The organism is Tatumella citrea (genome assembly GCF_002163585.1).
Taxonomy (GTDB): Bacteria; Pseudomonadota; Gammaproteobacteria; order Enterobacterales; family Enterobacteriaceae; genus Tatumella; species Tatumella citrea.
The window spans coordinates 273,478-295,685 of record NZ_CP015579.1 but is presented as its reverse complement, the minus strand read 5'-3'; the positions used below and the strand labels follow the sequence as shown (position 1 = coordinate 295,685).

Below are 22,208 nucleotides of genomic sequence, written 5' to 3'. Positions count from 1 at the left end.
GATAAATAAAACGATAACTTATCCCTGATCACTGTCGCTGGACTCTGATTATAATATCCGTTATAAATCGGGGAGGTCAGGAAGACCTTCCATCCAGAGATAAGGATATCAGCCGTGAAAATACACCCTTTGGCATTACTGTGCTCAGCATCTTTATTCCCCGTTACCGGTAATGCCGGTGTGATGCGCGAAGATGTGCCGGTCCAGGAATATCGGGACTTTTCCGAAAACCGGGGGAAATACCGGCCTGGCAGTGAAAACATCAGTGTGCTAAAAAAAGATGGCACCCTTGCCGGTATATTACAGTACCCGATGCCAGACTTTGCTCCAGTGAATACTCCGGGATATGCCACGCTTATTTCTCCCTCCTACATTGTCAGCGTGAGCCATAACACCGGATATAAGTCAGTTGATTTTGGAAATAACGCCCTGTTTAAAACCAAATATCTCATTATTAATCGTAATGATTCAACTGCACGGGATTTTCATGTACCGAGATTAAATAAAGTGGTGACCGAAGCCGCCCCCATCTCTATGGTTAAAGGCACCGATCTGGCGAAAGAAAAAGATCGCTATCAATGGTATACCCGGGTCGGTAGCGGCACCCAATATCAGGTAGATGCAGCCACTCAGAAGCTGATTTATCTTAGCGGGGCCTATTCATGGAAGAGCGGTGGAACCATGACTCAACCGACCTTCGAGAACTGGCGATTACGCTGGTATAACTATGCCCCGGATGATCCGCGGGTACAGCCGCTGGACTCAGTACCCCGGGCAGGAGACAGTGGCAGTCCGATGTTCGTCTACGATAACCAGCAAAAAATCTGGAAACTGGCTGGGGTTGTGACCACTGTTGCCGGTAACCCTGCCTATAATCTGCGCGGATATCTGTTATTTCTGCAGGATCAGGATATTGCCGGGGTTATGGCGAAAAATACCGATCCCGCAGTGACCGATCAGCAGTCGCAGGGCGATATTGTCTGGACAGCAGACCACATAGTTCAGGGTAACCAGCAATGGCAATGGCACGGCGTCGATACCCTGCTACCTTCAGAGGCCAGCAACGAGCAACTGGATGCCAGTAAAGATCTGCAGTTTAACGGTGAAGGCGGCACTATTGTGTTACAGCAGTCGGTGAATCACGGTGCCGCAAAGCTGCAGTTTTCTGCTGATTATAAAGTGATCGGCAAAGACGCAGAAAGTGCACACTGGGTCGGCGGTGGTGTTGAAGTGGATGAAAATGCGACGGTGGACTGGCAGCTCAACGGGCTGGCCGGGGATACTCTGCATAAAATCGGGGCAGGAACATTATGGGTGCATGCCAGCGGTGAAAATCAGGGCGCTCTGAATACCGGAGATGGCACCGTTATCCTGGATCAACAGGCAGATGCCGACGGGAAGAAACAGGCGTTTTCTTCCGTCACGCTGGTCAGTGGTCGCCCGACAGTGATTCTGAACAGCGCCGATCAGGTCAGCCCTGAAAATATCCAGTTTGGCTACCGTGGCGGCACACTGGATCTGAATGGCCAGTCACTCACTTTCAGTGAGATTAAACACAATGATAATGGCGCACGGATACTAAATAATAATGCCAGTCAGGTATCCGAACTGACACTGAGCGGAAATGACCAGTCATTTGCCGGTGGCCTGGGAGATGCACAGGCCACCGGAAAACTGAGTGTGAACAGTGAGGGGAACTGGAACCTGACTGGTGGTGCTTTCCTCAAACAACTGACTGTTGATACCGGCTATTTACGACTGGGTGGCGAGCAGGTATTGCACGCTGGTGATGTTGTGTACAGTGATGACTGGCAGGAAAAAACTTATACCGTTGAAACCACAACAGTACAACATGGTGCCCAGCTGTGGACAGGGGAACATAGCACACTGAATTCCGACACCGTTGTCTCTGAATCCGGTACTCTGTGGCTGGAATCTCGGGCCACGCTAAATGGCAGCGTTCAGTTAGCCGGAGAGGATTCCTATCTGATGGCGGACATCAGCCAACGAGTCAGTACGCAGGGAGAATTATCTTCACAAATAAATGCCCCCGTCACCGGCCAGGGCTTGCTCTACGTCACCGGCAACGGACGTCTGACTCTGACAGGTGATGCGAGCAATACCCGGGGTGTTGAGCTCACTGGTGGTGAACTGGAAGTCCGCTCAACCGTCAGCGGGCCGCTGAACATGGGATATTATACCACCTTGTCCGGCGCCGGAACTTTCAGTCAGGTAACCGGTGGAGAGAACTCGGTCTTTTTCCCCGGCATGCATCGCCAGTCAGAAAATGAATGGTCGGTGATGAAGATGGGCAAACTGGTCACAGGAGAAAATAACCAGTTAATCCTGTACTCAGATTTTACTACTAATGCCACAGATCGGCTGCTGATAGAAGGTGATTTAGTCACTACGGACAACGATCCGCTACTGGTGAGTATTCACTCACTTGGTAGCTGGCAAAACAGTGATACTAACAATAATAATCATGCAGATAACAACGAGGGTATTTCGATTATCCAGGTCGGCGGAACATCCGATGCAAACCGGGTGAAGCTGGCAAACGATTATGTTGCAGGGGGAGCCTGGGCCTATGGCCTGTATGCTTTCGCTCCCGGAAAATCAGCATCAGGTGAGCGCTTACTTACCGGCGACGGTGACCAGTACTGGGATTACCGTTTACAGAATATCTTACTGAACAGTGACGGTAATATTGGGCCGGTTGATCCGTCGCCTGCACCTACCCCGGACCCGACACCAACACCAGACCCGACACCAGTGCCATCACCGCAACCGGTACGCCCGGCGACGACTCCGCAGGTGGCTTCCTATATTTCTCTGCCCGCGGCATTTCGCAATTTCAGCGACAGTCTGCAGGATATGTTTAGTGACAGTGTCCGGGCTCCGGGACGTGGACTGTTTATCTATGGTTATCACAGCCAGGATAACTATCACTCTGCAGGTGGTTTTTCAGACTACGGCTACAACTTTACCAGTAAGTCTAATGGCTGGATGATCGGGAGTCGCTGGCAATTCCCTGTAGCGGATCAACAGAGATTCAGCCTTGGCCTGGCCGTTAGTAAAGGCTCACTTTCTGTAAAACCTTCTTCTGTCGATGGTATCAGCCGCAGCAGCTTCAATACACTCGGTTTCCATACCATGCTGAGCTGGCTGCATCCTGAAGGATGGTGGCTGGAAAGCCCGGTAAGTTACACCCGTTTTCACGGCGATGTAAATACAGAACTACGTGGTAAGGTAGCCAGCCCTAAAGCGAGCAGCTGGCTTGCCGGCATCGATGCAGGAAAACGCTGGCAGTCTGGCGCCCACAGCATCTCACCACTGCTGGGCATACGCTGGCAACACCAGAATATTGATGCATTTACTGATGAGGATCAGGCACAGGTCAGCTACCGGATGCAACACACTCCTGATATCAGCACCGGTGCCAGTTACCAGCTGAATCTGGGTGCTCTGGCTGTTGGCGCGGATATCCGGGTCACCCACCGGCCAGGCAAGGCTCCTCAGGTAATCATTAGTGACGGACAAACACCTGCCAGGTTCAATGCGGGTCGCGGTGGCGATAGTGTTCAACTGAAAACGGATGCCTCTCTGGCCCTGACTCCTAATGCACGATTCACCAGCCGGTTGCAGTATCAGAAACGACTGGAGAAAGAAGGTATTGATAGCTGGAATGTCATTGGAGGGCTGGAAGTCAGCTTCTGACCTTAAAGCATAAAAAAGGGTTCACCGACGGGTGAACCCTTTTTATTGTGGCTGACCTGTCAGCGACGTTTAATCAGCAGATAGAAACTGATAAAGAAGAACGCCGCACTCGGCAACACCGCACCAAGAAACGGGGGTAATCCATACACCAGGCTAAGCGGCCCGAAGATTTGGTCCAGCACATAGAATAAGAAACCAAAACTAATCCCTGTGACTACCCGCATCCCCATAGAAACACTACGCAGCGGGCCAAAGATAAACGACAGAGCCATCAACATCATCACTGCAACCGATAACGGCTGAATCACTTTGCTCCACAGATTCAACTGATACCGGCCAGCTTTCTGGCCACTCTGTTTCAGGTATTTAATGTAATCATCCAGACCGCGAATCGATAAAGAATCAGGGTCCAGAGCCACCACATTCAGTTTTTCCGGAGTCAGACTGGTTTTCCAGACACCACCGACACTTTGTGAACCGGTGATTTGCTGAGGGTTACTCAGGTCAGATTCATCCACCTGCACCAGATTCCACTCATGCTGTTTACTGTCCCAGTCTGCTGTGGCAGCAAAACGTACATCTTCTAACCGGCGTTGATCATTAAACCGGTAGATACTGACGCCCTTCAGCTGACTCTCACTCTGGATATGCTCAATGAAGATGAAGTTATTACCGTCTTTGGCCCATAACCCGCCCTGAGTGGAGAGCAGAGATCCGCCAAGCATCTGTTGTGCCCGGTAGTTATGTGCCATCTGATCACCCTGCGGTGCCACAAATTCACCAATCGCCATCGAGATCAGTACCAGTGGAATCGCAGTTTTCATTACTGACAATGCAATCTGCAACCGTGTAAAACCAGCCGCCTGCATAACCACCAGCTCACTGCGCTGGGCCAGATTACCCAGCCCCAGCAAAGCCCCCAGCAAGGCAGCCATCGGGAAAAACAGCTCCAGATCGGAAGGTACACTGAGCAGGGTAAAATAACCGGCATCAAGCGCGGTATAAGCCCCCTGCCCGGTTTTTCTTAGCTGCTCTACAAATTTGATAATCCCGGATAACGACACCAGCATGAACAGTGTCGCCATGATGGTATTAAAAATGGTTTTACCGATATAACGGTCCAGAACTCCAAACATCAGACCACCTCACTGCGGCTGAAACGTGCCCGGAAGCGACGCATCGGTAAGGTATCCCACAGGTTCAGAGCAATGGCCAGTAACAGATAACCCACGTTAACCGACCACATCCAAACCGTTGGGTCCAGACGGCCTTTACCGGCATTTGAACGGAATGAACTCTGTACCAGGAAAAAGATCAGGTACAACAACATTGCCGGCAACATTGACAGCACTCGCCCCTGCCGCGGGTTAACCACACTGAGAGGAACAACCATCAGAGCCATCACCAGCACCGAGAACACCAGAGTCAGACGCCAGTTCAGTTCAGCACGGAAAGGTGCTGTATGGTTATGCCACAAGGTCTGGAAAGTTGCCTGATCAGTATCGTTCGGGTCGAGAGTTGCTTCTTTATAGCCCATCACCGCCTGGTATTGAGTGAAATCGGTGATACGGAAATCACGCAACATTGCCGTACCTTCAAAGCGGGTACCTTTATCCAGTACCACGGTTTGTGAGCCGTCAGCGTGTTGTTCCATATGACCATGATCTGCCAGCACTACCGAAGGCCGGGCATTACCCTTAGGCCGCAGCTGCGCGAGGAACACATTACCAAACTGGTTGCCTTTAACATTTTCGATAAACAGCACCGAGTTGCCGTCACTGGAAGTACGGAACTGTCCGGCAGCCAACGCTGCCGCGCCAGGGTTAGCCCTGGCATTCTGGGTGATCTGGTTCTGATAGCGGGCCGACCACGGCCCCAGCCAGGTGACATTAATCGCCGCCAGTACGGCCGTTAGCAGCATTAACAGCAATGCCGCTTTCACTAGTACGCTTTTGCCCAGACCACAGGCATGCATCACAGTGATTTCACTTTCTGTATACAGCCTGCCCAGCGTCATCAGGATCGCCAGAAACAGGCTTAATGGCAGAATAAGCTCTGCCATTTCTGGTACACCTAACCCCAGCAGGGTCAGAACTAAATTTGTCGGGATGTCGCCGTCTACCGCCGCTCCGAGGATCCTTACCAGCTTCTGACAAAAGAAGATCAGCAGCAGGACAAACAGAATGGCAAATTGACTTTTGAGCGTTTCCCGAACCAGATATCTAATGATAATCACGCTAAATACGCCTGTGAAAACTTGTCTTTTTGCAGGAAAGTCGATAGTTTCAACGCTTATGAGCCATTTTTATTCATCAATGGCTGCCATCGTGGCTAAAATTGTATGACCACCTTCTCAGGATACTGAGGTATCAGACCTCAGAATCTTAACTTATTATGACGCCGATGCGGTGTTTGTCATGGTACAACTGTTTCATAATAAGAATAAGAGTTGTACATTCTAGCGATAGCCAACGCTGTTGTCTTTAAGATTCAGGAGAATACATGGAGTTCAGTGTAAAAAGCGGTAGCCCGGAAAAACAACGCAGTGCCTGCATTGTTGTCGGCGTGTTTGAACCTCGTCGTTTGTCGCCTATTGCCGAACAACTCGACAAGATCAGCGACGGTTACATCAGTGCTCTGCTTCGCCGTGGTGAACTGGAAGGAAAAGTGGGCCAGACCCTGTTACTGCACCATGTGCCGAACATTCTCTCTGAGCGTATTCTGCTGATTGGTTGTGGTAAAGAGCGTGAACTGGACGAACGTCAGTACAAGCAAATTATCCAGAAAACCATCAATACCCTGAACGACACCGGTTCAATGGAAGCCGTATGTTTCCTGACTGAATTACATGTTAAAAGCCGTAATAATTACTGGAAAGTGCGCCAGGCTGTCGAGACTGCCAAAGAGTCGCTGTACAGCTTTGATCAGCTGAAAAGCAATAAAGCTGAACCACGCCGTCCGCTGCGTAAAATGGTATTTAACGTTCCGACCCGTCGTGAACTGACCAGCGGTGAACGTGCTATTCAGCACGGTCTGGCGGTTTCTGCAGGTGTAAAAGCGGCCAAAGATCTCAGCAATATGCCACCAAATATCTGTAATCCAGCCTATCTGGCCTCTCAGGCCCGTCAGCTGGCCGATGCTTACAGCCAGAACATCACGACCCGCGTGATTGGTGAGCAGCAGATGAAAGAGCTGGGGATGAATGCCTACCTGGCCGTGGGTGCCGGTTCGCAGAATGAATCGCTGATGTCTGTGATTGAGTACAAAGGTCATCCGGATGCCGATACCCGGCCAATTGTTCTGGTGGGTAAAGGTCTGACCTTTGACGCCGGCGGCATTTCGCTGAAGCCGGCTGAAGCCATGGACGAAATGAAGTATGATATGTGCGGCGCCGCGACAGTTTACGGTGTGATGCGCATGGTCGCTGAACTGCAGCTGCCACTGAATGTGGTAGGGATCCTGGCAGGTTGTGAAAATATGCCTGACGGACGGGCTATGCGCCCTGGCGATATCCTGACCACCATGTCTGGCCAGACGGTTGAAGTACTGAATACTGATGCTGAAGGACGTCTGGTACTGTGCGATGCTCTGACTTACGTGGAGCGTTTCGATCCGGAAGTTGTGATTGATGTGGCGACCCTGACCGGTGCTTGTGTGATTGCACTTGGCCACCATATCAGTGGTTTGCTCTCTAACCACAACCCGCTGGCTCATGAGCTGATTAGTGCCTCCGAGCAGTCCGGTGACCGCGCATGGCGCCTGCCAATGGCAGATGAGTATCAGGAACAGCTGGAATCCAATTTTGCCGATATGGCGAATATTGGTGGCCGTCCTGGTGGTGCTATTACTGCCGGCTGCTATCTGGCCCGGTTTGCGCGCAAATTTAACTGGGCACATCTGGATATTGCCGGCACAGCCTGGCGTTCAGGTAAAGCCAAAGGCGCAACCGGACGTCCGGTACCGTTGCTGTCACAGTTCCTGCTGAACCGTGCCGGACTGGGTACTGACGAGTAACCGGCCAGCGCCAACACCCCGCTCTGCGGTGTGTATTATTAACTGCCGGGTGCACCGGCAGTACTGATTCACTGAGTGGCTCCGGTCACTCTTTTTACTTCATGAAACACAGGCAATCGCATGAAAAATGCCACGTTTTACCTTCCGGGACCCGATCCGCAACAGGGCACGCTGTCTGCGACAGAAGCACTGGCCTGCGAACTGGCCGCCGCACGCTGGCGCGAAGGTAAGCGAATTCTGGTAGCCTGCGAAAATGAGCAGCAGGCGATCCGGCTGGATGAAGCGTTGTGGCAACGTCCGGCTGATGCATTTGTACCCCATAACCTGGCTGGCGAAGGGCCGCGCTACGGGGCTCCGGTGGAGCTGGCCTGGCCGGAAAAACGTGGCAGCGCATCCCGCGATTTACTGATAAGCCTGCTACCGTGGTTCGCAGATTTTGCTACCGCTTTCCATGAAGTGATAGACTTTGTTCCAGATGAAGAATCTTTGAAGCAGCTGGCGCGTGAACGCTACAAAGCGTATCGCAGCGTCGGTTTCCAATTGAATACGGCAACGCACCCTACGCCATCAACGACATAGCAGAAATGGAAAAAACATATAATCCGCAAGAGATAGAACAGCCGCTTTACGAGCACTGGGAAAAGCAAGGCTATTTCAAACCGAATGGCGATACCAGCCAGGAAAGCTATTGCATCATGATCCCGCCGCCGAACGTCACCGGCAGCCTGCACATGGGACACGCGTTCCAGCAGACCATTATGGATACCATGATTCGTTACCAGCGTATGCAGGGTAAAAATACTCTGTGGCAGGCAGGTACTGACCATGCCGGTATCGCTACTCAGATGGTGGTTGAGCGTAAAATTGCTGCGGAAGAAGGCAAAACCCGTCAGGACTATGGCCGCGATGCATTTATCGACAAGATCTGGCAGTGGAAAGGCGAATCCGGCGGCACAATCACTCGTCAGATGCGCCGTCTTGGCAACTCCGTTGACTGGGAACGTGAACGTTTCACCATGGATGACGGGCTTTCCAATGCGGTAAAAGAAGTGTTCGTCCGGCTGCACAAAGAAAACCTGATTTATCGCGGTAAACGCCTGGTTAACTGGGATCCGAAACTGCGGACAGCAATTTCTGATCTGGAAGTGGAAAACCGCGAATCGAAAGGTTCAATGTGGCATATCCGCTACCCGCTGGCGGATGGCGCGAAAACTGCTGAAGGTAAAGATTACCTGGTGGTCGCTACTACCCGTCCGGAAACCCTGTTGGGCGATACCGGTGTGGCGGTCAACCCGGAAGATCCACGCTATAAAGATCTGATCGGTAAATACCTGGTGTTACCGCTGATCAACCGCCGTATTCCGATTGTTGGCGATGAACATGCCGATATGGAAAAAGGCACCGGTTGTGTGAAAATCACTCCGGCCCACGATTTCAACGACTACGAAGTCGGACGTCGTCATCAGTTGCCGATGATCAATATCCTGACCTTTGATGGCGATATTCGCCAGCTGGCCCAGGTTTATGATACCAACGGTGAAGAAAGCAACGTCTACGATGCCACCATTCCGGCCGAGTTTGCCGGACTGGAGCGCTTTGCGGCGCGTAAAGCCATTGTGGCTGCGGTAGATGCTGCCGGATTACTGGAAGATATTAAACCCCATGATCTGACCGTTCCTTACGGCGACCGTGGCGGTGTGGTTATCGAACCGATGCTGACTGACCAGTGGTACGTCCGTACTGCTCCGCTGGCAAAAGTTGCGGTAGAAGCCGTAGAAAATGGTGATATCCAGTTCGTCCCGAAACAGTACGAAAATATGTACTTCTCGTGGATGCGTGATATTCAGGACTGGTGTATTTCCCGTCAGCTGTGGTGGGGACACCGTATTCCTGCCTGGTACGACGATCACGGCAACGTGTTTGTCGGTCGCAGCGAAGCCGAAGTGCGCGCTGAAAACAATCTGGGTGATGATGTTGCCCTGCGCCAGGATGAAGACGTACTGGATACCTGGTTCTCCTCCGGTCTGTGGACCTTCTCCACCCTCGGCTGGCCGGAAAATACCGAAGCCTTACGCACCTTCCACCCGACCAGCGTGGTAGTGAGTGGTTTCGATATTATCTTCTTCTGGATTGCCCGCATGATCATGCTGACCATGCACTTTATGAAAGATGAGAACGGAAAACCGCAGGTACCTTTCAAAACCGTCTATATGACCGGACTGATCCGTGACGACGAAGGGCAGAAAATGTCCAAGTCGAAAGGTAACGTTATCGATCCGCTGGACATGGTGGACGGTATTTCGCTGGAAGAGCTGCTGGAAAAACGTACCGGTAATATGATGCAGCCGCAGCTGGCGGAAAAAATTCGTAAGCGTACCGAGAAACAGTTCCCGAACGGCATTGAGCCATCAGGCACCGATGCACTGCGCTTTACCCTGGCGGCACTGGCCTCTACCGGCCGTGATATCAACTGGGATATGAAGCGTCTGGAAGGTTACCGCAACTTCTGTAATAAACTGTGGAACGCCAGCCGGTTTGTGCTGATGAATACCGAAGATCAGGATTGCGGCTTTAACGGCGGTGAGCAAGTACTGTCACTGGCCGATCGCTGGATCCTGACTGAATTCAACAGCACCGTGAAAGCTTACCGTGAAGCGCTGGATACTTATCGTTTCGATATCGCTGCCGGTCTGTTGTATGACTTCACCTGGAACCAATTCTGTGACTGGTACCTGGAGCTGACTAAACCGGTAATGAACAACGGTAGTGAAGCTGAACTGCGCGGAACCCGTCATACTCTGGTGACGGTACTGGAAGGACTGCTGCGTCTTGCGCACCCAATCATTCCTTTTATTACCGAAACTATCTGGCAGCGGGTGAAAGTGCTGACCGGAAACAGTGACGACACCATTATGCTGCAACCATTCCCTGCCTACGATGCTGCGAAAGAAGATGCTGCAGCGCTGGCGGATATCGAATGGATTAAGCAGGCTATCGTGGCTGTGCGTAATATCCGTGCCGAAATGGGCATTGCACTCAGTAAACCACTGGAACTGTTGCTGCGTGGCGCAACTCCGGAAGTCGTACGTCGTGTTGAGGCTAACCGTAGCTTCCTGCAACGTCTGGCGCGTCTGGAAAGCCTGACTCTGCTGGCGGCCGACGATAAAGGCCCGGTATCTGTCACCAAACTGGTGGACGGTGCTGAGTTGCTGATTCCGATGGCTGGTCTGGTAGATAAAGAAGCAGAACTGGAACGTCTGGCAAAAGAGCTCACTAAAGTGGATGCCGAGATTGAAAAACTCGACGCTAAACTGTCCAACGAAGGCTTTGTGGCTCGTGCCCCTGCCGCGGTGGTAGAAAAAGAACGTGAGCGTCTGGCTGAACTGCAACAGGCCAAAGTGAAGATTAATGATCAGCAGGAAGTCATTGCTGCGCTGTAATACGCGATAATTAGTCTGCTAAAAAAGCCGGGCCTGTCCCGGCTTTTTTATCTCTGTCTTACGATGTTTTTGCCATCGGGCGTCCGGGTAGCGCAGACAAATGGCCCCGGCTTACACCCCATACCGGCTGTAGATATCCGGCCGGCGATCCGAATAGATACCCGTGTATGTCCGGTAGAGGGCAATCTGGCTCAAATCGAGTTCAGCACGAATCACTTCTTCACGGGTACTACCGGCACGAGCCAGCACCTTTCCTCCCGGTTCCACAATCAGGCTTTGACCGAGAAAGTGGCAATGGCCCTGTTGGCCAACACGGTTACAACTCAGTACAAACACCCCATTTTCGATTGCCCGGGTATAGGCGCGATGCAGGAAAATATCCTCACTGACAGGTGGACCATCAGTCTCAGCCAACGATGCCCAGATATTGGTGATAATCCCTGCGCCCTGCAGCACCATCGCCCTTGTCACTTCAGGAAAGCGGATGTCGTAACAAACCTGCATTCCCAGCGTACCAAGAGACGTGTTAAATACCGGCAATGCATCTCCGGCGATAAAATACATTTTCTCCAGATGCCAGCGGTGGATTTTATTGTATATGCCAATAACCCCCTGTGGTCCAATCAGCACCGAACTGTTGTACAGCGCTCCATCCAGCTGCGGATGACGCATTGCCAGCCCAATCACAATATGCACACGGTGGTTGCGTGCCAGCTCTGAGAGCTCAGTGATAAATGCGCCATTGGCAGGTTCTGCTGCCTGGTACAACTCATAAGCGTAACCTTTCTCCCCTACAGGAGTACTGAAAGGTGCACCAATGGTCAGCGGCTCAATGTAGCCGGTGTTCACCAGCTCAGGGAAAACCATCAGCTGTGCCCCTTTTTCAATTTCCTGACGCACGGCGGCGATCACCCGCCTCAGATTTTGTTCCGGCTGCAGGACTTCGACATCCATTTGTACCAGGCTCACCTGAAGGCGGCCGGACGGAGTATGTTGCGGGGTATCGTTCATGAGATTTCCTGTCATTAATCACTGGTCTGATATCTGCATAATTATTGCGTTACTCACGGATCGCTGCGGTAACGATCTTTCTGTCGCCTGTTTTCAGACGAAGCGGTGGGAAGCCATGCAATAATACATTTGAATCATAATGTGATTTCATGCAACAAATATGCCACAAACATTACAATAACAGCGCCCTGCCGGGATATCACAGTCAACAAAACAGCCCGTTCAGTCGCTCCTCCTGGATTCGCAGAAATAATCAGGATTGACACTTTCTGCTGACCTGTGCTGGAGTAAAGTGACCATATCGTCAGGAAATCAATCCTGTCAGATCATCCGGATACGTATGCATTATGACAATTAAAGACATCATCATTGATAAATTTCACACCCTGCCACCTGAACTTCAGAAAGCAGCGAATTTTCTGGTTGAGCACAATAATGATGTAGCCATTGTCTCTATGCGTACCTTTGCTGATATGGCCAGCGTTCAGCCTTCAACGCTGTTACGGTTAGCCAAAAAGCTGGGATTCAAAGGCTGGGTTGAGCTGAAATCAGCTTATATTTCGGAAATCGGTCTCAGTGACGGGCTTTATGCAGAAAAAGCCAGAACGCTGATAGGCAAGGACAAGCATTTTTATAAATCACTGTTTCATTCAACAAAAGATAATATCGAGCGCACCGACAAAGCCAATATTCAGGCAGTCGATGCCGCCGTTGAGTTACTTGAGCAGGGAAAATCTGTCTATATCTGTGGCTTCAGAGCCAGTTTCCCCATCGCTTATTCACTGTTTTATGTCTATCGTCTGTTCAAAAAGAATGTATTCATGATTGATGGCCATGCCGGTAATTTTGAAATGCATACCCGTGAATTTGAACCAGATGATGTGGTGGTATTAATCAGTTTTGCCCCATATTCTCGGGAAATTATGACTCTCTATCAGGCCGCAAAAGATGCCGGCTGTAAGATTATAGCGATTACTGATAAGCAGGTGTCATCACTGGCTTTAAACGCCGATACTGCACTCTATTTTTCCACCCAGAGTCCGTCTTTTTTCCCGTCGGTGGTTTCAGGAATGGCACTGGTCGAATGCCTGTTAGCTTTGTTAGTTGCCAGACACGGGGATGACGCTATTAGCCATATAGAGCGGGCTGAAGCTTACTTTACCCGTTCCGGTGCCTATATCGTCAATTCTTCAAAATAGTCACACCACCCCGGGCTGCGATTATCCCGGTCCAAAAGTCGTACAAATATCCGAACCAGTCAATGATGTTTTTGCAGACGCAAATACACAGATGGCTGGTTGTGGCTAAGTGAAGCACCGCCTTTTTCCTGCCCCCTGAGATTCCCGGTAAACTCCGGGTCTCACGATGCTCCCTGACTGTGCAAAATTGCACCACCGATGATCATTCCTTTGCACAGGCCCCCGTGATTTCCGGGCATTCAGGCCGAATGTCCCCTGAAATCAGGTTGTCCGTTATTGGCACAAACATTGCAATATTACTAATCAGGATACATTTGTCTCAATCACGCAAGAGAGTGAAATAATGAAATTGATGAAGCGCTGGATGTCGTTTATCTGTTTACTAAGCACCCTGGCTATGGCCTCCGCGCATGCGGATGACACGCTGTCGCAGGTGGAAAAACGTGGTTCGGTAAGAATCGGGGTTCTGACTGACTTCCCACCCTACGGTTTTGTTGGACCTGATTTAAAACCACAGGGTCTGGATATTGAACTGGCTCGTTACCTTGCCAGCAAACTGGGCGTTAAACCGGATTTAGTGGTAGTACAGAGTGCTAACCGTATTGCCGCTCTACAGGCAAATAAAGTCGATATTCTGGTCGCCTCAATGGCCAAAAGCCCGGATCGCGAAAAAGTCGTCGACTTCACCGCGCCGTACTCACCTTACTATCAGGCAATTTACGGGCCTAAGTCTATCAGTGTGAAAAGTTTCGCTGATCTGGCCGGGAAAACTGTCGCTGTCGCACGTGGCACCACCCAGGATGAAAACCTGCAGGCCGTGGCACCAAAAACCACTCAGATTCTGCGCTTCGAAAGCTCTACCGATGCTATCCAGGCGGTAGTTTCCGGTCAGAGCCAGTTCATTGCTATGGGTTCTTCAGTACTCGGCCCTGTTGTTAAACAGCACCCCCAGGCGCAACTGGAATATAAGCTGCTGCTGAAAAATTCTCCGAACTATGTTGCCGTGCGTAAAGGCGATACTGCGTTGTTAAACAAACTGAATGCCATTCTGGCCGAAGCCCGTAAAGACGGAACACTGAATAACCTGTCACATAAATGGCTGGGTGAAGGCATCGATAAACTGCCTGCTAACTAATAACAACAGGTTGTCTCCGGGCCAATAAACAGAACGCCCCGGATTTCTGAAACACTGATGTATGGCGGTTTGCAGCCAGTCTGCAAACCGCCGAACTGATACCACAACCCCGACGGAAGGACCGTGCATGCACATCCAACTCGACTTTCTCGCTGTCCTGCAATACTGGCCGCTGATCCTTACCGGCGTATGCTGGACGATTGGCCTGACCGCAGCGTCAGCTATTCTCGGTTTTATACTGGGGATCGCCTTCGCCTGGTCTCGCCAGAGCGGCCCTACCTGGCTGAAGTGGGTCGTTGGTACCTATGTAGAACTGATTCGTAATACTCCGTTCATCGTACAGCTATTTTTTATCTTTTTTGGTCTGCCAGCCGCAGGGCTCCGACTGTCTCCCGGCGCAGCCGGTGTGATTGCCATGGTTGTCAGCCTGAGCGCATATTCCACCGAAATCATCCGTTCCGGGCTGGCGGCCACCCCGAAAGGGCAAATCGAAGCGGCACAAAGTCTGGCGATGGGGCGTATGCAGACGTTTTTACATGTCATCCTGCCCCCGGCGTTAAATAAAGTCTGGCCAGCCATGACCGGTCAGATAATCCTGGTCATGCTGGGCTCCGCCGTCTGCGGCCAGATCTCAGTTCCAGAGCTGAGCTATGCCACCAATCTGATTCAGAGCCGCAACTTCCGTTCTTTTGAATCCGCCATTATTGCCACGCTGATCTATCTGGTACTGGCGATCGTATTACGCAAAATTCTTAACTGGGCTGGCCCGCGCCTGCTCTTCCGTCGCTAGGAGCCACTTATGACCCAATTTACTCTGTGGGACATCATTCGCGATCTGCTGATGGCCGCTCAATGGACGGTTTATTTGTCATTAATCGCCTTTGCCGGCGGCAGTATTGTCGGCCTGCTGTTGCTGGTACTGCGTCTGTTAAACCGCCGCCCGCTGAATTATCTGGTCGCCGGTTATGTCCAGTTGTTCCAGGGAACACCGCTGCTGATGCAGATGTTTCTGGCCTATTTCGGGATTGCGTTATTCGGGATTGACACTTCACCGTGGGTTTCTGCCTCAGGCGCATTAATCCTGTATACCAGTGCCTATCTGACTGATATCTGGCGAGGTTGTGTTGAATCTGTGCCTAAAGGCCAGTGGGAAGCTGCAGACAGCCTGGCACTCAGCTTTCGTGAAAAATTACGCCACGTCATTTTGCCACAGGCCATTCGCATGGCGGTGGGGCCCAGCCTCGGGTTTCTGGTGCAGGTTGTTAAAGGGACTGCACTGGCATCGATCATCGGTTTTGTTGAGCTGACTAAAGCCGGAAATATGATTTCTAACGCTACCTTTCAGCCACTGATTGTTTACAGCTGCCTCGGGCTGTTTTACTTCGTGCTCTGTTTTCCCATCAGCCTGTGTGCCCGTTATCTTGAAAGGAAACTGAATTATGCAAACCACCACTAATTTTAATATTGCTGCTGCCGAGCGGCCTCCTGCACCTGCCGGTGCGCCGGTGGTTACCATTCACGGGTTACGAAAATCTTATGGCAGTAACGAAGTCCTGAAAGGTATTGATCTGAACGTGAACCGCGGTGAAGTGATTGCCATTATCGGAAAAAGTGGTTCCGGGAAAAGTACCCTGTTGCGTTGTATCAATGGCCTGGAAGTTTTCCAGGACGGCGCACTGAGCGTCGATGGTCAGCCACTGGTCCATGACAGTGTTCAAGCTATGCGGGCGTTGCGCCAGCGCGTTGGGATGATTTTCCAGAGCTTCAACCTGTTTCCGCATTTAAGTGTTGGCCGTAATGTCATGCTGGCACCAACGCTGGTCAGAAAAAAGAAAACTGCTGAGGCCGCAGAGCAGGCCAAAATATTACTGAACCGGGTGGGTCTGGGTGACAAGTTCGATGCGCGTCCGGAACAACTGTCCGGGGGGCAGCAGCAACGGGTAGCTATCGCCAGGGCTCTGGCCATGGAGCCTGCGGTTTTACTGTGTGATGAAATCACTTCGGCGCTGGACCCGGAACTGGTAGGGGAAGTGCTAAGAGTGGTGGAATCGCTGGCGGCCGAGGGAATGACCTTGCTGATGGTCACCCATGAAATGGCCTTTGCACGTAAAGTCGCCAGCCGGGTCATTTTTATGCATCAGGGCAAAGTCCATGAAGCAGGCCCGCCTGCTGAGTTGTTCAGCAATCCGCAAACCCCTGAACTGAAACAGTTCCTTTCCTCAGGACATGAATAACCGGTGACTTTAACAGTAAAAAGGAGTCAGTCAGCATGAAAGAACAACCTCCCGTTGCCGGAACCCTTTCAGATGATGCCACGCTTGTGGCGTTAGCCGGACACGCCGGTTTAATGAAATGCTGGCGGAACTGGCCGGATGAAGTGCGTGATGCAGCGGTTCTGGCGGCAACTTACACACAATTACTGGCAGAAGATCCGGGAGCTGAAGTTGCTCCCTGGAGCTTTCCTGTTACTAAGGAAGAGCTGTGAAACTGACCACAACATCGCTGGCGACACTGTAGGCCTGCGACATGGCTGACGGTTATCGTAACGGGGATTTTTCTCCCACCGAAGTAATTGAAGATGTATTGCAACGAACTGAGGCTCTTGATCCTGCAATCAATGCATTTATTACCATTGATGCCGATCAGGCCCGTCGACAGGCTGTGGCATGGTCAGCCATTCCACCTTCGCCCGCATATCCGTTGGCCGGTGTTCCGGTAGCGATTAAAGATATTATTGATGTGCAGGGGCTCCCCACCACCTGCCACTCGGCGGTGATGGCCGGGAATATCGCCACCCGTGACGCAGAAGTGGTCAGAAGGCTGCGGGCCGCTGGCGCTATTATCATTGGCAAACTTGCTACCCATGAGTTTGCTCTGGGAGGCCCGTCCTTTGACTTACCCTTCCCTCCGGCACGTAATCCCTGGAATACCGATCATCTGCCTGGCGGATCATCTTCCGGATCAGCCGCTGCGGTTGCTGCGGGCTTGGTTCCTTTTGCTGTGGGTACTGATACGGCCGGATCCATCCGGTTTCCTGCCGGTGCATGTGGCATTCCGGGAATGAAACCCACCTTTGGTAGCGTCCCTTGTGATGGCGTTTTTCCGCTGGCCTGGTCACTGGATCATGTCGGGCCGCTGGCGCGCACTGCCCGTGACTTAGATTTAGCCATGCAGGTGATGGGGGCAAAAAATTACCGTCCGACCCCGTTAATGCTCCCTGAAGCCACCACCAGCCAGCCACTTCGCGGGCTGCGTGTGGGTTATATCGAACATTTTCACCAGCAGGATTTATTCGCCAGCGCTGAAATCTCAGAGGGACTTAATCAGTTTGCCGGTCGGTTGACCCGGCTGGGTGCCACTGTTGAGGCTGTCAGCCTTCCTCCGTTACAGGAGTTTCTGGCGGTCAACCGCGTCATCATGTACTCGGAAGCTTGGGCAATACATGCGAAGTGGATGAGAGAACGCCCGGAGCAATATGGTAAAGCCTGTCGCCGCAGCTTTATGGCCGGAGCGTTTATCACTAATGAGCAGTATCTGCGGGCCCGGCGGTTGCAGCGACTACTGGCAGAACAGGTAAATGCTACCTTCCGTCAGCACGATGTATTACTGGCCGTCAATATGCACGATACCCCTGCACGAATCGATGACGAAGCTGAAGTACGCCGGACAACTGCACGTCAGGCCCGCGCGGTTTTCAGTCTGACAGGACATCCGGCGATCAGTTTGCCGGCAGGGCTTTCCGCGGCGGGTCTACCGTTATCGGTCCAACTGGCTGCTCCCTGGCATCAGGACTCCCGGTTGATTCATCTGGCCCGGGTACTGGAAACAGAATCCCCCTGGCCTTCACCGTCTATGACTAGTTAAAGGTAACGCTATGAGTATTTCTTCCCGGCCCTTACGTATTGCCATCGCCGGTTTTGTTCAGGAGTCCGTCACATTTATCAGTATGGCGTCAACACTCGAAACTTTTCAGGTCACTGAGTCGGCCGGCGCTGAAGTTCTGTCTCGCCACCGGGGGGCCAATACACCGACAGCAGGTTTTATTGATATCTGTGAAGCCGCAGGCTGTGAGCTGGTACCGCTGTTTTATGCCGGAGCCGCTGCTGCCGGACCAACAACCGACGAAGCCTATGAGCACTATGTCGGCCGTTTGGTTGAAGGTCTGCGAAACGCCGGGCCTCTGGACGGCGTATTATTGGATCTTCACGGTGCCATGGCCACACCTACACGGCTGGATGCTGACGCAGAAACGCTGGAGAAAGTCCGTGAAGTGGTTGGCCCGGATCTGCCGGTAATGCTGGCGCTGGATTATCACGCCAACATTGATCAGCGAACAGTGGATCTGACTGATGCGCTGTTTGGTTATCACTATTCGCCGCACACTGATATGGCAGAAACCGGTAAGCGTACTGCACGCTGTCTGCTGAAAACCTTACGGGGTGAAATTTCACCAGTGACCGTTATCCGCAAACCGGGGGTTATGGTTCCCAGTATTTTCAGTGCTACCGGCCTTGAGCCACTGAAATCCATTGTTGACCGTTCTGTTGCTCTGGGTGAGCAGCCTGGAAACTATACCGACGTTTCGGTATTTGCAGGCTTTTCCTATGCCGATGTACCGAATTGCGGTTTTTCGGTGGTAGTCGTTACCGATAATGATCAACAGGCTGCGACTGAACTGGCTGAGCAATTTTCACAGGAAATTTATGCCCTGCGGCGCGAGCTGAATCACCCGGAACTACTGTTTTCTGTTGAATCAGGTATCGAAGAAGCAAAACGCATCAAATCCTCTGCGCAAAAACCGGTGGTGTTGCTGGAGCACGCTGATCGGATGGGAGACTCCACCTATCTGTTACGCGCGGCACTTGAGAAAAAACTCAGCGGTACTGCAGTTCCTTATATTGCCGATGCCCTGGCCGCAAAACAGGCGGCTGCATTTGGTGTCGGAAATATCGCTACCGTCACTGTCGGCAGCCATAGTTCAGACAGGGCCGGTGGTCCTGTTACCCTGACCGGAAAAGTGCTGTTTGCCGAAGAAAAGCACTATCTGGCGACTGGCCCTTATTTCACCGGCAGACTGGTTGATCTGGGTCTGACTGTCGTGATTGATACCGGAGATGTGGTGGTCAGTATCACCACCAATCAGTCCACTGCAGTGGATGATGACTGCTTCAAACAATTAGGACTGGATATTAATGATTACTCCTACATTGTATTGCGTTCAAAGACCCATTTTCGCGCCGCATACGACCAGCTGGCCTCTGCCATATTGATTATTGATACCCCTGACTGGGGGCCTGCAGACCTTACATTACTGGACTTCCGGCATGTAGCCAGAGATACCACTTATCCGTTTGTCGCTGCAAAGCCAGCATAACGGTTTGTACCAGGCAGATGTACCGCCGGATGTTCCGGCGGTACGCTACCGTATTCAATAAATACCGTTTAGAAAACCGGTGTCTGCACCAGTGTCAGAGGTCGAACCAAAATAATACAAATGAATCATTATTAGATTGAATGATTCATTTGAATCTGAGAGTATAAACTTTATCCGGGGTTTTCCCCTGCTTACATCAGTGACGGGATTATCATGAGCCATATTATTCACCGCAGTCTGAGTTTCACACCACCGGTTGCCGTTTCGGCGCAAGGTGCTTATATCACCGATATTTCCGGCAAACGTTATCTGGATGCCAGCGGCGGTGCAGCAGTCTCCTGCCTCGGCCATGCTCACCCGGATGTTCTGGCGGCAATGCACCGTCAGATTGATACCCTGGCTTATGCACATACCGGGTTCTTTACCAGCGAAGCCGCAGAGAGTCTGGCTGATCAACTGGTGCGCACCTCACCAGGCTCCCTGAATTCGGTCTATTTTGTCTCCGGCGGTTCAGAAGCAGTAGAAACAGCCCTGAAGCTGGCACGTCAGTACTGCGTGGAAACCGGTCAGCCACAGAAAACCACCTTTATTGGTCGTCGCCAGAGCTATCACGGGAATACCCTGGGTGCACTGGCCGTGGGTGGCAACGAATGGCGCCGTAAACAATTTGCTCCGTTACTGATGGATGTGGCACGGGTTTCGGCCTGTAATGCTTACCGTGATCAACGTCCGGATGAAACAGAACAGCAATATACTGAACGTTTGCTGAGCGAACTTGAGCAGACCATTCTCGAAACCGGTGCGGATAAAATTATCGGTTTTATCGCCGAAACTGTTAGCGGAGCCACGACGGGTGCAGTTCCACCCACCAAAGGCTACTTCGCCGGGGTAAGGAAGCTGTGTGACCAATACGGCATCCTGTACATTGCTGATGAAGTTATGTGTGGCATGGGCCGCACCGGAACTCTGCACTCCTTCGAACAGGATGATGTTGTTCCGGATATCGTGACTATCGCTAAAGGCCTGGGCGGCGGCTATCAGCCGATTGGTGCAGTATTGGTCAGTGATAAAGTCATCGAACCGCTTCGTCGTGGCAGCGGCTTATTCCAGCATGGCCATACTTATATCTGCCACCCAACCGCCGCCGCAGCCGCTCTGGCAGTGCAGCAGGTAATCGAGCGGGAGAATTTGTTAAGTCAGGTGCAACAGCAGGGAAATTATTTACTCCAAAAATTAGAAAAAGAGTTAGCCGGACTGGAATTTGTCGGTAATACCCGTGGGCGCGGACTGTTTGCCGGTGTTGAACTGGTCAGAGATAAGCAAACTAAAGCTGCGTTTGACCCGGCTCTGAAACTGAATGCGGCGATTAAACGTGCCTGTCTGGATAAAGGGCTGATGGTTTATCCGATGGGTGGCACTATCGATGGTCAGCAGGGAGATCATATCCTGATCGCTCCGCCATTTATTGTGACAGAACAGCAGCTGGATTTTGTGGTGGATACCCTGAAGCAGGTCATTCAGCAGGAAACCCATAAAGCTGCGGGAGTCTGATAAATGACCGACAAAAACCGGTTACCACCACTCTCGCAGGAGCAGTGGAGTGAGGAGCAGCGGGTACTGGCAGAAGAGGTGATTAATGGTCCGCGCGGAGCATTGTTACCCCCTTTTCAGGTTCTGTTACGCAGCCCGGAGCTCATGTCACATGCTCAGCGTATGGGCGAGTATCTGCGCTACCGTAGTGCAATAGGTCTTCGCCTGTCAGAGCTGGCAATTATTCTGACAGCACGTTACTGGAACCAACCGGTAGAATGGGAAATCCACGCTCCGATTGCGCTCCAACAGGGCATTTCAGAACAAGCCATTACCGCTATCCGGCACCGGCAGGAACCGCAGGAAAATTCGCTGAAGCAGGACGAATGGCTGGTTTATCATTTCTGCCAGCAGCTACACCAGCAAAAACAGGTCAGTGACGAGATATGGCAGCAGGTTATCAGCCAGTTTGGTGAAACTGCTGTGATCGATTTAACCGGCATTAATGGTTATTACTCTCTGCTGGCGATGATGATGAATGTAGCCCGTACCCCGACACAATCCCCGGCGGAAGATTTCTAATCGCCGCCGAACCGCACCAAAAAGGTGCTTCATGATCCAGGATGAAGCACCACCGCAGTGCAAAAAACACCCGCTTTTCTATAAGTAAATCTGATTACCCGTCAGTTTGTAACTATGTTAATGATTAACAGCCAGGTAACATATAAAAATTATATAAATCATATGGTTAAGTTATTTTTTGTCGAAAATAATTTATTACAAAT

Annotated in this window: 17 protein-coding genes; 14 read left to right on the top strand and 3 right to left on the bottom strand. The window is 51.6% G+C overall.

Annotated elements, in window-relative coordinates; all coding sequences use genetic code 11:
• Positions 1-114 precede the first annotated feature (114 nt).
• Positions 115-3,720, top strand: coding sequence for a S6 family peptidase (locus A7K98_RS01535; RefSeq protein WP_087486971.1), 3,606 nt, complete (start codon positions 115-117; stop codon positions 3,718-3,720).
• A gap of 59 nt (positions 3,721-3,779) precedes the next feature.
• Here A7K98_RS01535 and lptG read toward each other — a convergent pair whose 3' ends face one another.
• On the bottom strand, positions 3,780-4,856 hold the full coding sequence (lptG, locus tag A7K98_RS01530) for an LPS export ABC transporter permease LptG (protein ID WP_087486970.1): 1,077 nt from the start codon (positions 4,854-4,856) through the stop codon (positions 3,780-3,782).
• A complete protein-coding gene (lptF, locus tag A7K98_RS01525; protein WP_087486969.1) occupies positions 4,856-5,956 on the bottom strand; it encodes an LPS export ABC transporter permease LptF in 1,101 nt (366 codons plus the stop codon). Before lptF ends, lptG begins: the two co-directional genes overlap by 1 nt.
• A gap of 266 nt (positions 5,957-6,222) precedes the next feature.
• Here lptF and pepA point away from each other — a divergent pair, with 266 nt between their 5' ends.
• The 3 genes from pepA (at position 6,223) to A7K98_RS01510 (ending at position 11,174) form a co-directional block, all read left to right on the top strand.
• A complete protein-coding gene (gene pepA, locus A7K98_RS01520; RefSeq protein ID WP_087486968.1) occupies positions 6,223-7,734 on the top strand; it encodes a leucyl aminopeptidase in 1,512 nt (503 codons plus the stop codon).
• 120 nt (positions 7,735-7,854) lie between these two features.
• The gene (locus tag A7K98_RS01515) at positions 7,855-8,313 is read left to right on the top strand and encodes a DNA polymerase III subunit chi (protein ID WP_087486967.1); all 459 of its coding nucleotides are present in this window, start codon (positions 7,855-7,857) and stop codon (positions 8,311-8,313) included.
• Between the two features lie 5 nt (positions 8,314-8,318).
• Positions 8,319-11,174, top strand: a complete 2,856-nt coding sequence (locus tag A7K98_RS01510; protein WP_087486966.1) for a valine--tRNA ligase — start codon at positions 8,319-8,321, stop codon at positions 11,172-11,174.
• Between the two features lie 111 nt (positions 11,175-11,285).
• On the opposite strand, the gene A7K98_RS01505 is transcribed toward A7K98_RS01510, so the two are convergent.
• On the bottom strand, positions 11,286-12,185 hold the full coding sequence (locus A7K98_RS01505) for a carbon-nitrogen hydrolase family protein (RefSeq protein ID WP_087486965.1): 900 nt from the start codon (positions 12,183-12,185) through the stop codon (positions 11,286-11,288).
• 347 nt (positions 12,186-12,532) lie between these two features.
• On the opposite strand from A7K98_RS01505, the gene A7K98_RS01500 reads away from it, so the two are divergent.
• The 10 genes from A7K98_RS01500 (at position 12,533) to A7K98_RS01455 (ending at position 22,005) form a co-directional block, all read left to right on the top strand.
• Entirely contained in the window at positions 12,533-13,384 is an 852-nt protein-coding gene (locus tag A7K98_RS01500) for a MurR/RpiR family transcriptional regulator (RefSeq protein ID WP_087486964.1), read from the top strand.
• Between the two features lie 343 nt (positions 13,385-13,727).
• Entirely contained in the window at positions 13,728-14,519 is a 792-nt protein-coding gene (locus tag A7K98_RS01495) for a transporter substrate-binding domain-containing protein (protein WP_087486963.1), read from the top strand.
• A gap of 127 nt (positions 14,520-14,646) precedes the next feature.
• Positions 14,647-15,309 (top strand): amino acid ABC transporter permease, encoded by a 663-nt coding sequence (locus tag A7K98_RS01490; protein ID WP_087486962.1) that lies wholly within the window; start codon positions 14,647-14,649, stop codon positions 15,307-15,309.
• Positions 15,310-15,318: 9 nt separating this feature from the next.
• On the top strand, positions 15,319-15,975 hold the full coding sequence (locus tag A7K98_RS01485; protein WP_087486961.1) for an amino acid ABC transporter permease: 657 nt from the start codon (positions 15,319-15,321) through the stop codon (positions 15,973-15,975).
• The gene (locus tag A7K98_RS01480) at positions 15,959-16,753 is read left to right on the top strand and encodes an amino acid ABC transporter ATP-binding protein (RefSeq protein ID WP_087486960.1); all 795 of its coding nucleotides are present in this window, start codon (positions 15,959-15,961) and stop codon (positions 16,751-16,753) included. The genes A7K98_RS01485 and A7K98_RS01480 overlap by 17 nt, the downstream gene beginning before the upstream one ends.
• Positions 16,754-16,788: 35 nt before the next feature.
• Positions 16,789-17,004, top strand: a complete 216-nt coding sequence (locus tag A7K98_RS01475; protein ID WP_087486959.1) for a hypothetical protein — start codon at positions 16,789-16,791, stop codon at positions 17,002-17,004.
• Between the two features lie 41 nt (positions 17,005-17,045).
• Positions 17,046-18,383 (top strand): amidase, encoded by a 1,338-nt coding sequence (locus tag A7K98_RS01470; protein ID WP_087486958.1) that lies wholly within the window; start codon positions 17,046-17,048, stop codon positions 18,381-18,383.
• Between the two features lie 10 nt (positions 18,384-18,393).
• Positions 18,394-19,893: a M81 family metallopeptidase gene (locus A7K98_RS01465; RefSeq protein ID WP_087486957.1), complete on the top strand. Its 1,500-nt coding sequence runs from the start codon at positions 18,394-18,396 to the stop codon at positions 19,891-19,893.
• A 213-nt stretch (positions 19,894-20,106) separates the two neighbouring features.
• Positions 20,107-21,444, top strand: coding sequence for an aspartate aminotransferase family protein (locus A7K98_RS01460; RefSeq protein WP_087486956.1), 1,338 nt, complete (start codon positions 20,107-20,109; stop codon positions 21,442-21,444).
• A 3-nt stretch (positions 21,445-21,447) separates the two neighbouring features.
• Entirely contained in the window at positions 21,448-22,005 is a 558-nt protein-coding gene (locus tag A7K98_RS01455; RefSeq protein WP_087486955.1) for a carboxymuconolactone decarboxylase family protein, read from the top strand.
• Positions 22,006-22,208 lie beyond the last annotated feature (203 nt).

Coding starts and splice junctions, on each gene's coding strand:
- lptG (WP_087486970.1), bottom strand. CDS start 4,856: ATGTTTGGAGTTCTGGACCGTTATATCGGTAAAACCATTTTTAATACC.
- pepA (WP_087486968.1), top strand. CDS start 6,223: ATGGAGTTCAGTGTAAAAAGCGGTAGCCCGGAAAAACAACGCAGTGCC.
- A7K98_RS01515 (WP_087486967.1), top strand. CDS start 7,855: ATGAAAAATGCCACGTTTTACCTTCCGGGACCCGATCCGCAACAGGGC.
- A7K98_RS01510 (WP_087486966.1), top strand. CDS start 8,319: ATGGAAAAAACATATAATCCGCAAGAGATAGAACAGCCGCTTTACGAG.
- A7K98_RS01505 (WP_087486965.1), bottom strand. CDS start 12,185: ATGAACGATACCCCGCAACATACTCCGTCCGGCCGCCTTCAGGTGAGC.
- A7K98_RS01500 (WP_087486964.1), top strand. CDS start 12,533: ATGACAATTAAAGACATCATCATTGATAAATTTCACACCCTGCCACCT.
- A7K98_RS01495 (WP_087486963.1), top strand. CDS start 13,728: ATGAAATTGATGAAGCGCTGGATGTCGTTTATCTGTTTACTAAGCACC.
- A7K98_RS01490 (WP_087486962.1), top strand. CDS start 14,647: ATGCACATCCAACTCGACTTTCTCGCTGTCCTGCAATACTGGCCGCTG.
- A7K98_RS01485 (WP_087486961.1), top strand. CDS start 15,319: ATGACCCAATTTACTCTGTGGGACATCATTCGCGATCTGCTGATGGCC.
- A7K98_RS01480 (WP_087486960.1), top strand. CDS start 15,959: ATGCAAACCACCACTAATTTTAATATTGCTGCTGCCGAGCGGCCTCCT.
- A7K98_RS01475 (WP_087486959.1), top strand. CDS start 16,789: ATGAAAGAACAACCTCCCGTTGCCGGAACCCTTTCAGATGATGCCACG.
- A7K98_RS01470 (WP_087486958.1), top strand. CDS start 17,046: ATGGCTGACGGTTATCGTAACGGGGATTTTTCTCCCACCGAAGTAATT.
- A7K98_RS01465 (WP_087486957.1), top strand. CDS start 18,394: ATGAGTATTTCTTCCCGGCCCTTACGTATTGCCATCGCCGGTTTTGTT.
- A7K98_RS01460 (WP_087486956.1), top strand. CDS start 20,107: ATGAGCCATATTATTCACCGCAGTCTGAGTTTCACACCACCGGTTGCC.
- A7K98_RS01455 (WP_087486955.1), top strand. CDS start 21,448: ATGACCGACAAAAACCGGTTACCACCACTCTCGCAGGAGCAGTGGAGT.